We start from the raw sequence: 14,289 nt of genomic DNA on the forward strand, positions 1-14,289 counted from the left end.
CAAATAAATGTCATGAAAGGACCCCTATTTTACTCAAAGATTCTGTTGTTCGGAGAATACGGAATTATCAAAGATTCAAAAGGTTTATCCATTCCCTATAATTTTTACAATGGAGCGCTTAAGGTAGATGAAAACCCATCTAAAGCAGCCACTGCATCTAATCAGAGTTTAAAAGCCTTTGCAGATTATTTGTCTCAAATAAATCCACAATTGGTAACTTTTGATTTAGAAAAATTAAAATCTGATGTAAATTCAGGGATGTATTTTGATTCTTCAATTCCTCAAGGATATGGAGTTGGCAGTAGTGGTGCACTTGTAGCTGCTATTTACGATAAGTATGCAAATCATAAAATAACTGTTTTAGAGAATTTAACTAGAGACAAACTCATAAAGTTAAAAACGATTTTCTCTGAAATGGAATCGTTTTTTCATGGAAAGTCTTCGGGATTAGATCCCTTAAACAGTTACCTAAGTCTTCCTATTTTAATAAAATCTAAAAATGATATTGAGGCCACAGGAATTCCTGCTCAGAAAGCCGAAGGGAAAGGAGCTGTGTTTTTACTCGATAGTGGTATAGTAGGAGAAACTGCTCCCATGGTTGGTATTTTTATGGAAAGCATGAAAAACGAAGGTTTCCGTAGTATGCTAAAGGAACAGTTCATTAAACATACCGATGCTTGTGTAGATGACTTCTTAAAAGGAGATATAAAGTCTTTGTTTAAAAACACAAAGCAGCTTTCAAAAATTGTTTTGAATAACTTTAAACCGATGATTCCAACAGAGTTTCATGAACTTTGGAAAAAAGGTATTGAAACCAATGATTACTATCTTAAATTGTGTGGTTCGGGAGGTGGTGGTTATATTCTTGGGTTTACCGAAAATTTTGACCGCGCCAAGGAGGCTTTAAAAGGCCAAAAGCTAGAGGTGGTGTACAATTTCTAATCTAATATTTTATGGTAAGCTTATCTAATCTCATTGTTTTTATAGGCTTGGCTCTACTTGGTTTTATAATGATTGCCTTGAGCTATTTTAGGTCTAGAAATACAAAGAAGTAATTTATACTGTTATGCTGTCTCGCAAACAGAAACTAATATTTCTTAAATTTTTCAGCATGTTTTCTGTGGTAAGAGGCTATAACATCTTGGTTGTAGTTATTGCCCAATATTTAGCTTCAATTTACATATTTGCACCAAACAATCCTTTAAAATCTGTACTTTTTGATGTTAACTTATTAATGTTGGTTCTGGCCTCATCAGCAGCAATAGCAGGAGGATATATTATTAATAATTTCTATGATTCTGAGAAAGATCTTATTAATAGACCGCAAAAAACAATGTTAGACAGGCTCGTCAGTCAAAATACTAAGCTATCCTTTTATTTTGTTTTGAATTTTTTGGCTCTTGTATTTGCGAGCTATGTTTCCTTTAGGGCGGTTGTATTTTTTGCGCTGTATATTTTCGCCATTTGGTTGTACTCACATCGTCTTAAAAAACGTCCTATGGTTGGTAACTTAGTATCAGCCATATTAACAGTAACGCCGTTCTTCGCTATATTTATTTATTACCAAAATTTTGAATTAGTAGTTTTTGCACACGCCATATTCCTTTTCTTATTGGTCTCTATGCGAGAGCTTACTAAGGATTTAGAAAATATAAAAGGTGACTTAGCTCTAGATTATAGAACAGTGCCCGTGGTTTATGGTGAAAGGATTTCTAAAATTATGTTATCTGCTGTAGCTGTATTAACTATTTCTTGTGCTTTTTTATTGATTTTCTTATTTGATATTGGGCACATGTATATTTTCTTTTATCTCTGCATATGTTTAATGCTAGTTTTTCTTTTAGTGCTTTGGCGTTCTAGGAAGAAAATCCATTTTTTGGTGTTGCACAACATGCTTAAGCTTATTATAGTTTGTGGTGTATTTTCTATCTTATTAATAGATATTTCAGTTGTACTAAATCGTATTTAAATGAATTCAACATTAAAAATAGCAATGGCCCAAATTGCGCCCGTTTGGTTAAATAAAAAGGCAACCTTGAATAAAATTGAAAACGCCATTAAAGAAGCTGCTTCAGAAAACTGTGAACTCATAATCTTTGGTGAAGCGTTACTGCCAGGATATCCTTTTTGGTTGGCTTTGACCGGTGGTGCCGAATGGAATACTGAAAGAAATAAAAAGCTTCATGCCTATTATGTCAATAATTCAGTAAATATAGAAAATGGCGATTTAGATACCTTATGTAACCTTGCCAAAGCTCATTCAATTGCTATTTATGTGGGTGTAATGGAGCGTCCGCTAGACCGTGGCGGTCATAGTATCTATGCCTCTTTAGTATATATAAACGCTCAAGGTGAGATAAAAAGCGTTCACAGAAAATTGCAGCCTACTTACGACGAACGCTTAACATGGGCTCCGGGCGATGGTCATGGGTTAAAAGTTCATCCGTTAAAAGCATTTACGGTTGGAGGTTTAAATTGCTGGGAGAATTGGATGCCATTACCAAGAGCTGCTTTATATGGCCAAGGTGAAAACCTGCATGTTGCTGTGTGGCCAGGAAGTGACCATAATACTAAAGATATAACACGTTTTATTGCGCGGGAATCGCGATCGTTTGTGGTATCGGTGTCTGCATTAATGCGTCGATCAGACTTTCCTGAAACAACTCCTTATATAGAGGAGATTTTAAAAACTGCCCCTGATTTGCTTACAAATGGTGGGAGCTGTATAGCTGGACCAGATGGTGAGTGGATTGTAGAGCCTGTAATAGAAAAAGAAGGGTTGATTATTGAGACGATTGACTTCAATCGTGTTCTAGAGGAACGTCAAAATTTTGATCCTGTTGGCCACTATTCTAGGCCAGATGTAACTAAGCTTATAGTAAATACAGCAAGGCAAAGTACAGTTGAAATAAAATAGATAGTGTTAACTATTGTTATACCTTTGTAACCTAATTTACAATTAAAATGAACAGGTTTAAAGGAGGAAAGGGAAAGTCAGAACAATCTGCGAGAAGACAAAAAACTAAGCCTAAAAAACAAGTAGAAAGGCAAACGTCAGGCAATCCCGATGTAATGAGGTTGAATAAATATATTTCTAATTCGGGTATTTGTTCTCGTAGGGAAGCGGATGAAAATATTGCCTTGGGTTTAGTAACGGTTAACGGTAAAGTTATTACTGAAATGGGATATAAGGTGAATCGCTCCGACGAAGTAAAATTTGATGGGAGACGTTTAACACCAGAACCTATGACCTATGTGCTTTTAAATAAGCCCAAAGGTTTTGCCACAACAACTGCTGAGGGAAAAGGTAGAACTGTTATGGATTTAGTTACTAATGCAACTAATGCTAAAATAAAACCCATAGGCCGTCTAGGGCGGAATTCTTTGGGGTTACTGCTATTTACAAATGATGATAAGGTGGTTCAAAAGTTCACCAATTCTACCACTGGCGTGGCTAGATTATTTCATGTAGAATTGGATAAGAAACTTAAACCTGAAGATTTAAAAACCATCAAAGAAGGATTCAAAATTGACGATACATTAATAGCCGTGGAGGATATTAGCTATGTACAAGGACAGTCTAAAAACCAAATTGGGATTAAAATAAAAAATACGGGCAATTCTATTTTAAGAACCATTTTTGATCATTTTAATTATAATTTGGTAAAAATAGATTGCGTAGCCATTGGTCACCTTACAAAAAAGGATTTGCCACGAGGACATTGGAAACATCTTACACAACAGGAGGTAAACACCTTAAAAATGCTTTAGTTTACTTCCACCGTGTATGTGGCAATAAGGTCCTTGTCTAAGTATAAATGCACATCATAAAACCCTCTAGAATTAAATTGGTGTTCCACCTCTAGGCTTTTGTTATCATAAGTTATAGCATAAGGTTTAGCTTCCCATTGACTGCTTCCGCTGTCAATAACAAAGCCGATTTTCCTATCTTCTAATGCCTTGTTAAGTTGTAATTCAATAGCAATGGTCTCATTTCTTTTAATAGAATGATGCATCTTTAATGGACCATTAAGCATCTCCAAATTACGATAAGCATTCCCGTAAATTATCGGCGATCTAAGAAAGGTGTCAAAGTCTGGAATACCATCCGTTAAAAGCCACCATTTAGAGTCTATAGGATAATGGTTGAAGGCAAATAATCTAGGTTCGGCTAGAAAAAAACCATCGTTATATTGAAAACTGAAAGCATTGGTTTCTGGGTCTGGGATTCCGGCTGCCCAAGTTGGATCACAGAGGTACCATTTACCATTCAGTTTTACGGCATTCCAAGAGTGATTAGGTAAGCTAAGATTATCAATTTCTGTTGAACTTACCCTTCCATAACCTTGTACTACAACGCAACTTATATCGGCTAAACTAGCAAGTTCTTTTACTAAGTAAGCGTACCCTGTGCATATGGTACGCTTATCCCTGAGCAGTTTTTTAAATAAGATTTTTCTGAATTTGGTGTTCCATTGCTCAAGTTTAAGACTATCACCTTTGTAGTTTTCGCGCCTAGCTTTATTTTTAAAGTATAAATTATAATCATTCGATACGTTTTCACAGACCCACTTATAGATGGCTCTAAACCTTTCAGCTTCGGTGTAGAGACCATCTGTTAGTCTCTTTGATAAGTCCGGTAAATTGTTGAGATTTTCACCTTTTAACCGTAAAGCTCTGGCATCCGCTTTACTAAAGTCAATAGCTTTAAAATCAGATATCTGCGCGGTTGACATTAGGCAAAAGTTAAGTGCTACTATGGTTATTATCACTTTCAAATGGCTATAGTTAAAATAAAGCGCAAGCCAAAGCTTTGCACTTTATAAAATAATAGAGTTTGATTTCTAATTTTTACGTTTTGATTTATAGGGAATATCTGGGTCTAAAGCTCCAATCATTTCAATAAGATCCTCAGCTAAGGTTAATTTTATAAAGGTGCTGTTTTCCTTTATAGGAATCATTTGAGTTTCGTACCCTAAATAACTAAATAGTAATACATCGCCAGTTTTTAATGGAACAGGAAATATAAATTCGCCCTTATCATTAGTTACAGTCCCATTTCTAGTACCTTTCTGAATAACATTAACATCCTTTAGAGCTACTTTTCCATCCGTCACTAGTCCTTTTATAGTAATGTTTTGTGCTTTTGACTTAGTGATTTGAGCCTGGGCAAAGCCACTATTTAAAACAAGCAAAGCCATTATGAAAAAGACAATAGATAAAAGAGGTTTTTTGGTTTTTGGGTGTTGAATTAAGATGTGTGATTTCATAATATTATAAGAATTAAATTTAAGTCTAAGCTATGCTCTTATTTCACAAGATAAAAATAATAATGAGCCAATACATCATAAAAGGAAGTAAACGAGCTAAAAGGATGAGTAAGTGTAGTCCTAAAAAAATAAAAAAATGTTTTGTATTGAAAAATAATATATTTTTGTAGTGCTTTTTAGCTGAACGAATTGAAACGTGTTTTTACGTTCGGGTTTTTGAGAATTAGGAAGTCAAACTCAAAAACGGCTTATAAGATAAGTGACCGAAATTTAAAGCTAACTTCCGTTACTTCGATAGCTGCCAGTCAGCATATGTATGGTTTTGTCCCAACGACCCAAAACCAATTCCAGATTTGATTCAGTGATTTAAATATAATTACCGCTACATTTTTATTACGCAAATCAAATTAATTTTTTCAAATGAACACAAAGTACATTGATCTTATTGATCAATCGTTTCACTTTCCTCAAGACGAGTTTAAGTTAGAGGATAAGTCGTTACAGTTTCATGGTATTGATTTAATGAAACTCATTGCCCAATATGGAGCACCACTTAAGTTTACCTATTTACCTAAGATATCAGATAATATACAAAGGGCTAAAGGTTGGTTTGAAGACGCTTTTGCTAAGCACAATTATAAGGGGAATTACAATTACTGTTATTGCACAAAAAGCTCACACTTTAAGCATGTCTTGGATGAGGCCTTAAAGAATAACATCCATATAGAAACGTCCTCTGCCTTTGATATTGATATCGTAAAGCATCTTAAAGCTGAAGGTAAAATTTCAAAAGACACTTATATTTTGAGCAATGGATTTAAACGTGAAAAATACATCAATAATATTGCCGATTTAATCAACGAAGGACACCATAACTGTATTCCAATCATTGACAATTATGAAGAACTGGATTTATTAGCTCAAGAGATTGATGGTAAATTTAAAGTTGGTGTTAGAATTGCTTCAGAAGAGGAACCAAAATTTGAGTTTTATACTTCAAGGTTAGGTATAGGTTATAAGAATATTGTGCCTTTTTACAAGAATCAAATTCAGGGTAATGATCAAGTAGAACTTAAGATGTTGCACTTTTTTATTAATACAGGTATTAGAGATAATGCCTATTATTGGAATGAACTTACAAAGTGCTTAAAAGTTTATACAGCATTGAAGAAGGTCTGCCCAACTTTAGACAGCCTTAATATTGGAGGTGGTTTTCCTATTAAAAACTCTTTAGCTTTTGATTTTGACTACGCATACATCATCGATGAAATTGTTAATCAAATTAAAATCGTCTGTCAGGAGGAGGATGTTGAGGTGCCACATATTTTTACGGAGTTTGGAAGCTTTACCGTCGGCGAAAGTGGTGGTGCAATTTATCAGGTACTTTACCAAAAGCAACAGAATGATAGGGAAAAGTGGAATATGATCAATTCTTCATTTATAACCACCTTGCCAGATACCTGGGCTATTAATAAGCGTTTTATTATGTTGCCTATAAACAGGTGGCATGACACTTATGAGCGTGTCTTATTAGGAGGATTAACCTGCGATAGCGATGATTACTACAATAGTGAGCAACATGTTAATGCCATTTACCTACCAAAGTATAATAAGGATAAACCTTTATACATTGGGTTTTTTAATACAGGAGCCTATCAAGAAACAATTGGCGGATTCGGCGGTTTACAGCATTGCTTAATTCCTGCTCCAAAGCATATTCTATTGCAACGTGATTACAACGGTAAGTTAGAAAGTAGAATTTTTGCAGAACAACAAAAAAGTGAAGATTTACTAAATATTTTAGGATATGGTGATTTAGAAATCCATGAAAAAACACTAATCCTTTCAGAAACAATGGATGAACTAACCTAAAAAAAAACCTTTTTTTAATAACAAAATGAAAATTAAAACTTATGCTGGTATACCAGCAGAATATTCAAAATTAGATCAATCAAAGATTGTTTTGATTCCAGTACCCTATGATGGTACAAGTACATGGCAGAAAGGTGCGGATAAAGGTCCTGATGCATTTTTAGAAGCTTCAGAAAACATGGAGCTCTATGATATAGAAACAGACTCTGAGGTGTATAAGCAAGGTGTGTTTTTAGCATCACCAATTTTAGAAAATATGTCACCAGAGGCTATGGTAGAGGCGGTACACCAAACCACTAAGGATTATATTAAGAAAAGGAAGTTTGTAACTGTATTTGGTGGAGAACATTCTATATCAATTGGAAGCATAAGAGCCTTTAATGAAATGTTTGAGAATTTAACGGTACTTCATTTAGATGCCCATGCAGATTTACGCCAGAGCTATGACGGTTCTTCATGCAATCATGCCTGTGCTGTTTATGAAGCCAGCCAAACTACCAATTTAATTCAAGTCGGTATTCGTTCTATGGATAGTATAGAAACGACTGTTATGGATGAAGATAAAACCTATTTTGCACATGAGATGGCCATTGACGATAATTGGATAGATTCTGCCATTGACCAAATGACGGAAAATGTATTTATTACTTTAGATTTAGACGTTTTTGATTCGTCGATAATGCCAAGTACGGGGACACCAGAACCTGGTGGTTTATTATGGTATGAAACCTTAGAGTTTTTAAAACAAGTTTTTGAAGAAAAGAATGTCGTTGGCTTTGATATTGTAGAGTTATGTCCAAAAGAAGACAATAAGGCTCCAGATTTTTTAGCAGCTAAACTATATTATAAGATGTTGAGCTATAAGTTTCTGAACGAAGGAGTAGACGAAGATTTTGAAAGTAATTTTAACGAGTCTTCTAACACCTCAAGTAAATTTTCAAAATTTAAAGTTGAAGATGACTACTAACAAAGGACAAATCTCCCAGTTTATGGAGAAATATTATCTCCATTTCAATGCTGCTTCTTTGGTTGACGCCGCAAAAGGCTATGAAGACCAATTACAGCGAGGTGCAAAGATGCTAGTGTCTTTGGCGGGAGCTATGAGTACAGCAGAACTTGGAAAAATTTTTGCGGAAATGATTAGGCAAAACAAAGTTCATATTATTTCTTGTACCGGTGCTAACCTAGAGGAAGATATTATGAACTTGGTAGCACATTCACATTACAGGCGTGTGCCAAATTATCGCGATTTAACACCTCAGGATGAGTGGGATTTGCTAGAAAAAGGATTAAATAGAGTAACGGATACTTGTATACCTGAAGAAGAAGCCTTCAGAAGAATTCAAAAGCATATCGTTAAGATTTGGAAAGAGGCCGACGCTAAAGGTGAGCGCTACTTGCCGCACGAATATATGTATAAACTTTTATTGTCTGGAGTACTAGAAGAACATTACGAAATAGATTTAAAAGACTCTTGGATGTATGCTGCTGCAGAAAAAAACTTACCAATTGTTTGCCCAGGTTGGGAGGACAGCACCATGGGTAATATTTTTGCAAGTTATGTGCTAAAAGGAGAACTTAAAGCAAGTACAATGAAATCTGGAATTGAATACATGATGTTTTTAGCAGATTGGTATACAGATAATTGTCAAAACGGCATCGGATTCTTTCAAATTGGTGGTGGCATAGCCGGAGATTTTCCGATTTGTGTTGTACCAATGTTATATCAAGATATGGAACGTACAGACACACCATTTTGGAGTTATTTTTGTCAGATAAGCGATAGTACAACAAGTTACGGATCGTATTCTGGCGCAGTGCCAAACGAAAAAATTACTTGGGGGAAATTAGATATTAATACACCAAAATATATCATAGAAAGTGATGCTACTATTGTTGCGCCATTAATTTTTGCGTATCTTTTGGATATGTAAACCTAACCTATAACATGAAAAGAACAGACCAACACCTTAAACGCGTCATAGTAGACTTTAAAAAATTAACACCAGAAATACTGGCGTTATTAGTGGAAAAATATCCAGATGGCTATGATGATGATCAAATTATTTCTTTTAAAAATTCAAAAAATGAACTTGTTGAAGCAGTAGAGGTAACAACAGAGGATACCAAGTATTTAGTAAAAGTAAGCACTAAACTTGCGGTGACTATGGAGAATTACGATGAGGATGATTATGAGGATTTTGATAATGATGATCCAGAGGCAGTACAAGATCCTGAGGGATTATCTGAAAATGAATCCGATGATGATTAATTTTATTTGGTTTTGCTAATTGGCCTTTTTCTAGGTCTTAGATAAGAATGAAACATAAAGTAGTCGCCTTTAATGTGGCGAGCAGTATTGCAATTAAAAATTGTAGATCTGTATTAGGCTATAAACTCTTGTTTTCTGATAGTGACGAGCTATTTTTAGAATACGGTGAACGGCAATATGTCTATGTATTTCAGTACGGGATGCTCGGCTTTTTCAATATAGAAGATGCTATAATCACAAAAATCATTGAACAAGTAAAAACATGTTGTAAAGGGTTTTCTGATGACCGCATTTTTGATGAGGTTGGTATTGAAATATCTGAAGGCAGGACAGAAGTAAGATTTGATGCTATATTATTGCCCTATTTTAATCAGGAAATGATAAGATTGGTTATGCTCAATGCATCACAATCCGTGGCTTTAGAGAAGTATGCAAATATTTCTGAAACCTTGTTGGAGGAAACTAATAAACATACCATCTATTTAGAGTCTCATGGTAAATTGAATATTTCTGGACAAAAGCTAAAAAAATTCATAGGTAAAGCCTTAAATCTAAAAAACAGTATTGCTGAGAACCTCTATATTTTTGACTCGCCCGAAATTACTTGGGAAGACGAAGAGCTCAATAATTTAAATCTCGAACTTAAAAAAGGCTTTGACCTAAAAGATCGTTATCATCTTATACACGATAGATTAGAAATAATAAAAGAGAATCTAGAGTTGTTTAAGGATATCATGGACCATAAAGAAAGTAGCCGTTTAGAGTGGATTATAATTATACTAATTCTGGTTGAGGTTGTAGATATGTTTATTCTAAAGTTTATATAAAATCAGAACAATTCAAAAGAAAAGTCCATAATCACACGTTTTACAGCAAGAACTGTTACAAACTAAAAGCGCTGGGCTTGAGGTGGCAAATTTCCAGATTCTAAATTCAAAAAATGTATTTATATAACACTTAGTTCAAAAAATAATGAAAACCACAATATCAACTGTATTTATTTATTATCGTTTATAAGCCTTAGCTCAGAAACCGAGAAGAATGAGTTTCTTTTAAATAGTCAAAAAGAGGTTGTAATTGGAGTATTTGATGGTTATGACTACGAAAACGGTTATGCTTTTATAATTGCAGATGAAGAAGGCTATGAAAGTATGATGTATTTCCAAAAGATAACACCAGAAGCTTTTGAGAAGATTAATCTTAAGTCTGATAATCTCATCGGAAAACGTTTTAGAATTATATACGAAATTTCAGAGGAAATTACTGAAGATAACGATGGAATGGAAGATACTTATGAGATTTATACTATAACGACAATTGAAAAGTTATAAGGGAGAAGACTGTTGGGAAACCGGCATTCTTTTTTTTGATAAAACGTCATACAGCACTGCCAAAAAGACTATCACATATTCCAAGCCAACGAACCATAGATTTTCTTTAAAATCAATATTTGAATACGTCAAATAAGTTAAGACCACAACGACTGACCAGACTAATGGAAATTTGTATTTGGTAAAAACACAAAGTAAGACCAAGGAGGCAAGATACCAAGGATGAACCGTAGTGCTTAAAATGAAGTACAAACTCAACGCCAAGAGCATGGAAGTGATAATTTCTTGGCTAGTATCATTTCTTCTAAAGAATGCTAGGCCCAGAACGCTCATAAAGGTCAAAACTGATAAAGCTTTACTGATAATGGCTATTTCATTATAACCGGTAATCCAGTAACCAATTTCCCTAGCCAAATAATAAATACTGGCATTAAATTCAAAGTTGCCAAACCACAGTCCTATGGATTCGGAATAGTTAGTGATAAACTGCATGGAGAAAAATGGAGCGTATGTTAAAACGACAGTAACACCAGCAATAATGTAAAATAATAGGAGTTTGCCAAGGTTCAGTTTTTTAATAAACCACCAAAAGACGAGCGGCAATAACATGAGTGGAATTAACTTTGTGGCAATAGAACATCCCATCAGTAAGGCTGACCACTCCCATTTACCTTTATGTAACAGATATAAACTCCACAATAAAAATAAGATCATTAATCCTTCAAAATGCAGGTTCCCTGTAAGTTCTATAATAATAAAAGGATTGAGGGCATACCAAAAAATACGTGATGTAGGAAGCTTAAATGCTTCTAATAGTTTCTTGCCGAAATAGAGGATGCCAATATCTGCACCAATAATCATTAGGCGCATCACTATCACAGAACCTAAAATACTTTTTCCCGAAAGCAATCCGGCAATGACAAAACACAATTGGTTTATTGGTGGGTAATTGGTGTAATTGGAGGCGCTTAGGTCTCCCATTCCTTTATATAGTTCCAAGCCTTGTGCTATAGGGAATTCGCCTTGTTCAAAAAATGTTTTTGGTAAGTGCAAATAAGGACTGATACCCTCTAAAATCATTTGACCATCCCAAATAAAACGGTAGAAATCCTGGGATAGATTTGGTATAGCAAAAAGGAAAATTAATCGGAATAGTATGGAAACAACCACCAATTGTTTAAAATTAAAACCAGTGGTTTTTAACAGTTGGTAAGCTAAAACAAATAATGCGAAATAGAGACTTAGGAGTTTAGTGCTATCGGTTCGCTCTAAGCCATAAGCGAAAATTGCATAAAACAGTAAACTTAAAGTAATATAAAGCAGTGGAATTTTATGATATTTCCACAAGGACATTAAACCTTAGAGCTTAAAGACTTAAAAAACACGTAGCCAAATCCAATAAATAGCATGAGATGGAAAGGGAACAGTCCAAAGTCACCACCTTGGTCTCCTACAATAAAAGCGCTGTAAAGTCCAAAACCGAAATACAACATAAGTAAACCTTCTAAGATGACATGAGGGGATAGCTTCTTTCGGAGATACTTATTGCCTTTCCAAGAGTCTCTAATGGTACTGATATTAAACTTAGGTGTTCTTACAAACTCACTTCGTTTACCTATATGACCTTCAATAACAGCTATAGAATTATGCAATGAGAAGCCCATGGCAATAGAAAAGAACGTAAAGAACATTCCTGTATATCCAAAAAAGCGTTTAAATCCACTGCCATAAATATTTCGGTACATAAACCAATAGCACACAAAAAATATAAGGGTGCTCATTACGAAGAAACTCATCACGTAAAAATAGTCCCTCAAATGGGCGTACTCATTTTTAATGTACAGCATGGGAATACTTAATACAGCTACTACAAAAATACTTAAGAACATAGTACTGTTTAATAAGTGCAAAAGTCCATGTATTTTAGTCTTAGTTGAAATATTACGAGACTTAATAACGCGCCAAAGCATTTTCCTAAAATTTTCGGCACCACCCTTATTCCATCTAAATTGTTGCGATCTTGTTGCGCTAATAACTACGGGGAGTTCGGCTGGAGTTTCAACATCTTCGAGATATTTAAATTCCCAGTTTTTTAATTGTGCCCTATAACTAAGGTCTAAATCTTCGGTGAGCGTGTCACCTTCCCAATTTCCGGCATCAATAATACATTCTTTGCGCCATACACCAGCAGTTCCGTTAAAATTAATGAAATGACCTTTGCTGTTTCTGCCAACCTGCTCTAAGGTAAAATGCGCATCTAAAGCAAAAGCCTGAATTTTAGTTAATAAAGAGTAATTTCTATTAATATGGCCCCAACGTGTTTGTACTACACCAATTTTTTCATTTTTAAAAAAGGGTATTGTACGCTTTAGCCAATTGGGTCTAGGCATAAAGTCTGCATCAAAAATTGCAATGAAATTCCCCTTAGCTATCTTTAGTCCTTCCTTTAGAGCTCCTGCCTTAAAACCTGATCTGTTAGTTCTGGTAATGTGTTTTATATCTAATCCGGAAGCAGCCAATCGCTCTACATGAGCTTTTGTTGAAGCTAGAGATTCGTCCGTAGAGTCATCTAAAACCTGAATCTCTAATTTATCTTTTGGATATTCGATTAAAGCGATATTATCCAATAATCGTTCCATGACATAGAGCTCATTAAAAACTGGAAGTTGAATGGTAACGTAAGGGACTTCGTCTGGATTACTTAGGTTAAATTTAACCGATTCGTCGCGGTGCTTTTTAGAAGAAAGATAGTTAATCAGTAAATTTAACTGAGCCAAAGCATACAAAAAAATGAGTACTATGGCAATGGTATAAATTACTATGATTACATATTCTAGAAGCATTATTTAAAACTATATTTAAGAATCCATCCTAGGATTTTTATGCCTGCAAATATAGCACCTTTTACGGTACCCGAAACTTTTGAAACACCTATTCTATTTCTGTACTGTACTGGGATTTCTCTGTAACTTAGCTTTTGTTTAAGTGCTTTAAGTTGCATCTCAACGGTCCAGCCATAGGTTTTGTCTTCCATATTGAGGCTTAGAAGTTTGTTATATTTTATGGCTCTAAAAGGGCCGAGGTCTGTAAACTTAGACCTAAAGAACAAACGCATAAGACTAGTGGAAAGCCAATTTCCGAAAATTTGAGGAAAGGTCATGGAGCCAGGTTCCCTAAATGATTTAACTCTAGCACCAACGACAAAGTCAATGTCTTCCTTGATTATGGGTTCAACTATTTTAGTGAGCTCTTCTGGGTAGTCGCTATAGTCACCATCTAAAAAAACAATGATATCAGTTTGCTCATTTTGCTTGGATATATACTCCATAGCTTTTAAACAAGCGTAACCGTAACCTTTTCGAGATTCTGTTAACACTGTGGCTCCAGCTTCTGAAGCTACTTTTTCTGTATGGTCAGTAGAGTTGTTGCTAACAACAATAATTTCGTTAACAAGGTCAGGAATATCTCTTATAACAAGACCTATTGACCCTTCTTCATTATAGGCTGGAATTATAACTTTGATGTTTGGCATTGCATCTGCTTG

General features: G+C 34.8%; 15 protein-coding genes. 10 read left to right on the forward strand and 5 right to left on the reverse strand.

All coding sequences use genetic code 11. The annotated features are described in order from the left end of the window. Positions 1-12 precede the first annotated feature (12 nt). The 4 genes from J4050_RS02905 (at position 13) to J4050_RS02920 (ending at position 3,771) form a co-directional block, all read left to right on the forward strand. A complete protein-coding gene (locus J4050_RS02905; protein WP_208152454.1) occupies positions 13-942 on the forward strand; it encodes a mevalonate kinase family protein in 930 nt (309 codons plus the stop codon). Between the two features lie 124 nt (positions 943-1,066). Next, the gene (locus J4050_RS02910; protein ID WP_208152455.1) at positions 1,067-1,969 is read left to right on the forward strand and encodes a geranylgeranylglycerol-phosphate geranylgeranyltransferase; all 903 of its coding nucleotides are present in this window, start codon (positions 1,067-1,069) and stop codon (positions 1,967-1,969) included. After that, positions 1,970-2,917, forward strand: coding sequence for a carbon-nitrogen hydrolase family protein (locus J4050_RS02915; RefSeq protein ID WP_208152456.1), 948 nt, complete (start codon positions 1,970-1,972; stop codon positions 2,915-2,917). A gap of 47 nt (positions 2,918-2,964) precedes the next feature. Beyond that, the gene (locus J4050_RS02920; protein ID WP_208152457.1) at positions 2,965-3,771 is read left to right on the forward strand and encodes a pseudouridine synthase; all 807 of its coding nucleotides are present in this window, start codon (positions 2,965-2,967) and stop codon (positions 3,769-3,771) included. Here J4050_RS02920 and J4050_RS02925 read toward each other — a convergent pair. Continuing rightward, entirely contained in the window at positions 3,768-4,736 is a 969-nt protein-coding gene (locus tag J4050_RS02925; protein WP_208152458.1) for a transglutaminase domain-containing protein, read from the reverse strand. The two genes, J4050_RS02920 and J4050_RS02925, sit on opposite strands and share 4 nt — an antisense overlap. A 108-nt stretch (positions 4,737-4,844) precedes the next feature. Further along, entirely contained in the window at positions 4,845-5,270 is a 426-nt protein-coding gene (locus tag J4050_RS02930) for a carboxypeptidase-like regulatory domain-containing protein (protein WP_208152459.1), read from the reverse strand. Positions 5,271-5,690: 420 nt separating this feature from the next. Here J4050_RS02930 and J4050_RS02935 point away from each other — a divergent pair, with 420 nt between their 5' ends. The 6 genes from J4050_RS02935 to J4050_RS02960 all read left to right on the forward strand — a co-directional run bounded on the left by J4050_RS02935 (position 5,691) and on the right by J4050_RS02960 (position 10,745). Beyond that, entirely contained in the window at positions 5,691-7,142 is a 1,452-nt protein-coding gene (locus tag J4050_RS02935) for a type III PLP-dependent enzyme domain-containing protein (RefSeq protein WP_208152460.1), read from the forward strand. A gap of 25 nt (positions 7,143-7,167) precedes the next feature. Beyond that, positions 7,168-8,109, forward strand: coding sequence for an agmatinase (gene speB, locus J4050_RS02940; RefSeq protein WP_208152461.1), 942 nt, complete (start codon positions 7,168-7,170; stop codon positions 8,107-8,109). Next, complete coding sequence (locus J4050_RS02945) at positions 8,099-9,076, forward strand: deoxyhypusine synthase family protein (protein WP_208152462.1); 978 nt, start codon at positions 8,099-8,101, stop codon at positions 9,074-9,076. The genes speB and J4050_RS02945 overlap by 11 nt, the downstream gene beginning before the upstream one ends. A gap of 14 nt (positions 9,077-9,090) precedes the next feature. Then, on the forward strand, positions 9,091-9,414 hold the full coding sequence (locus J4050_RS02950; protein ID WP_208152463.1) for a hypothetical protein: 324 nt from the start codon (positions 9,091-9,093) through the stop codon (positions 9,412-9,414). Between the two features lie 47 nt (positions 9,415-9,461). Further along, positions 9,462-10,241 carry an RMD1 family protein gene (locus J4050_RS02955; RefSeq protein ID WP_208152464.1) on the forward strand — a complete coding sequence of 260 codons (780 nt, stop codon included), beginning with the start codon at positions 9,462-9,464 and terminating at the stop codon, positions 10,239-10,241. Between the two features lie 324 nt (positions 10,242-10,565). After that, complete coding sequence (locus J4050_RS02960) at positions 10,566-10,745, forward strand: hypothetical protein (RefSeq protein WP_208152465.1); 180 nt, start codon at positions 10,566-10,568, stop codon at positions 10,743-10,745. On the opposite strand, the gene J4050_RS02965 is transcribed toward J4050_RS02960, so the two are convergent. From J4050_RS02965 to J4050_RS02975, 3 genes are read right to left on the reverse strand one after another with little or no spacing between them, the layout of a single operon-like run. Next, positions 10,740-12,098, reverse strand: a complete 1,359-nt coding sequence (locus tag J4050_RS02965; protein ID WP_208152466.1) for an MptA/MptB family glycosyltransferase — start codon at positions 12,096-12,098, stop codon at positions 10,740-10,742. The genes J4050_RS02960 and J4050_RS02965 overlap by 6 nt on opposite strands. Continuing rightward, a complete protein-coding gene (locus tag J4050_RS02970) occupies positions 12,098-13,588 on the reverse strand; it encodes a cellulose synthase family protein (RefSeq protein WP_208152467.1) in 1,491 nt (496 codons plus the stop codon). The genes J4050_RS02965 and J4050_RS02970 overlap by 1 nt, the downstream gene beginning before the upstream one ends. Continuing rightward, complete coding sequence (locus tag J4050_RS02975) at positions 13,588-14,277, reverse strand: glycosyltransferase family 2 protein (RefSeq protein ID WP_208152468.1); 690 nt, start codon at positions 14,275-14,277, stop codon at positions 13,588-13,590. The genes J4050_RS02970 and J4050_RS02975 overlap by 1 nt, the downstream gene beginning before the upstream one ends. Positions 14,278-14,289 lie beyond the last annotated feature (12 nt).

This window comes from Winogradskyella pelagia (assembly GCF_017581965.1).
In the GTDB taxonomy this organism is placed as follows: Bacteria; Bacteroidota; Bacteroidia; order Flavobacteriales; family Flavobacteriaceae; genus Winogradskyella; species Winogradskyella pelagia.

Bases quoted from the DNA above. Each gene is read 5' to 3' on its own strand.
- J4050_RS02950 (WP_208152463.1), top strand. From the start codon at position 9,091: ATGAAAAGAACAGACCAACACCTTAAACGCGTCATAGTAGACTTTAAA.
- J4050_RS02905 (WP_208152454.1), top strand. From the start codon at position 13: ATGAAAGGACCCCTATTTTACTCAAAGATTCTGTTGTTCGGAGAATAC.
- J4050_RS02960 (WP_208152465.1), top strand. From the start codon at position 10,566: ATGATGTATTTCCAAAAGATAACACCAGAAGCTTTTGAGAAGATTAAT.
- J4050_RS02925 (WP_208152458.1), bottom strand. From the start codon at position 4,736: ATGTCAACCGCGCAGATATCTGATTTTAAAGCTATTGACTTTAGTAAA.
- J4050_RS02955 (WP_208152464.1), top strand. From the start codon at position 9,462: ATGAAACATAAAGTAGTCGCCTTTAATGTGGCGAGCAGTATTGCAATT.
- J4050_RS02910 (WP_208152455.1), top strand. From the start codon at position 1,067: ATGCTGTCTCGCAAACAGAAACTAATATTTCTTAAATTTTTCAGCATG.
- J4050_RS02930 (WP_208152459.1), bottom strand. From the start codon at position 5,270: ATGAAATCACACATCTTAATTCAACACCCAAAAACCAAAAAACCTCTT.
- J4050_RS02915 (WP_208152456.1), top strand. From the start codon at position 1,970: ATGAATTCAACATTAAAAATAGCAATGGCCCAAATTGCGCCCGTTTGG.
- J4050_RS02920 (WP_208152457.1), top strand. From the start codon at position 2,965: ATGAACAGGTTTAAAGGAGGAAAGGGAAAGTCAGAACAATCTGCGAGA.
- speB (WP_208152461.1), top strand. From the start codon at position 7,168: ATGAAAATTAAAACTTATGCTGGTATACCAGCAGAATATTCAAAATTA.
- J4050_RS02945 (WP_208152462.1), top strand. From the start codon at position 8,099: ATGACTACTAACAAAGGACAAATCTCCCAGTTTATGGAGAAATATTAT.
- J4050_RS02970 (WP_208152467.1), bottom strand. From the start codon at position 13,588: ATGCTTCTAGAATATGTAATCATAGTAATTTATACCATTGCCATAGTA.
- J4050_RS02965 (WP_208152466.1), bottom strand. From the start codon at position 12,098: ATGTCCTTGTGGAAATATCATAAAATTCCACTGCTTTATATTACTTTA.
- J4050_RS02975 (WP_208152468.1), bottom strand. From the start codon at position 14,277: ATGCCAAACATCAAAGTTATAATTCCAGCCTATAATGAAGAAGGGTCA.
- J4050_RS02935 (WP_208152460.1), top strand. From the start codon at position 5,691: ATGAACACAAAGTACATTGATCTTATTGATCAATCGTTTCACTTTCCT.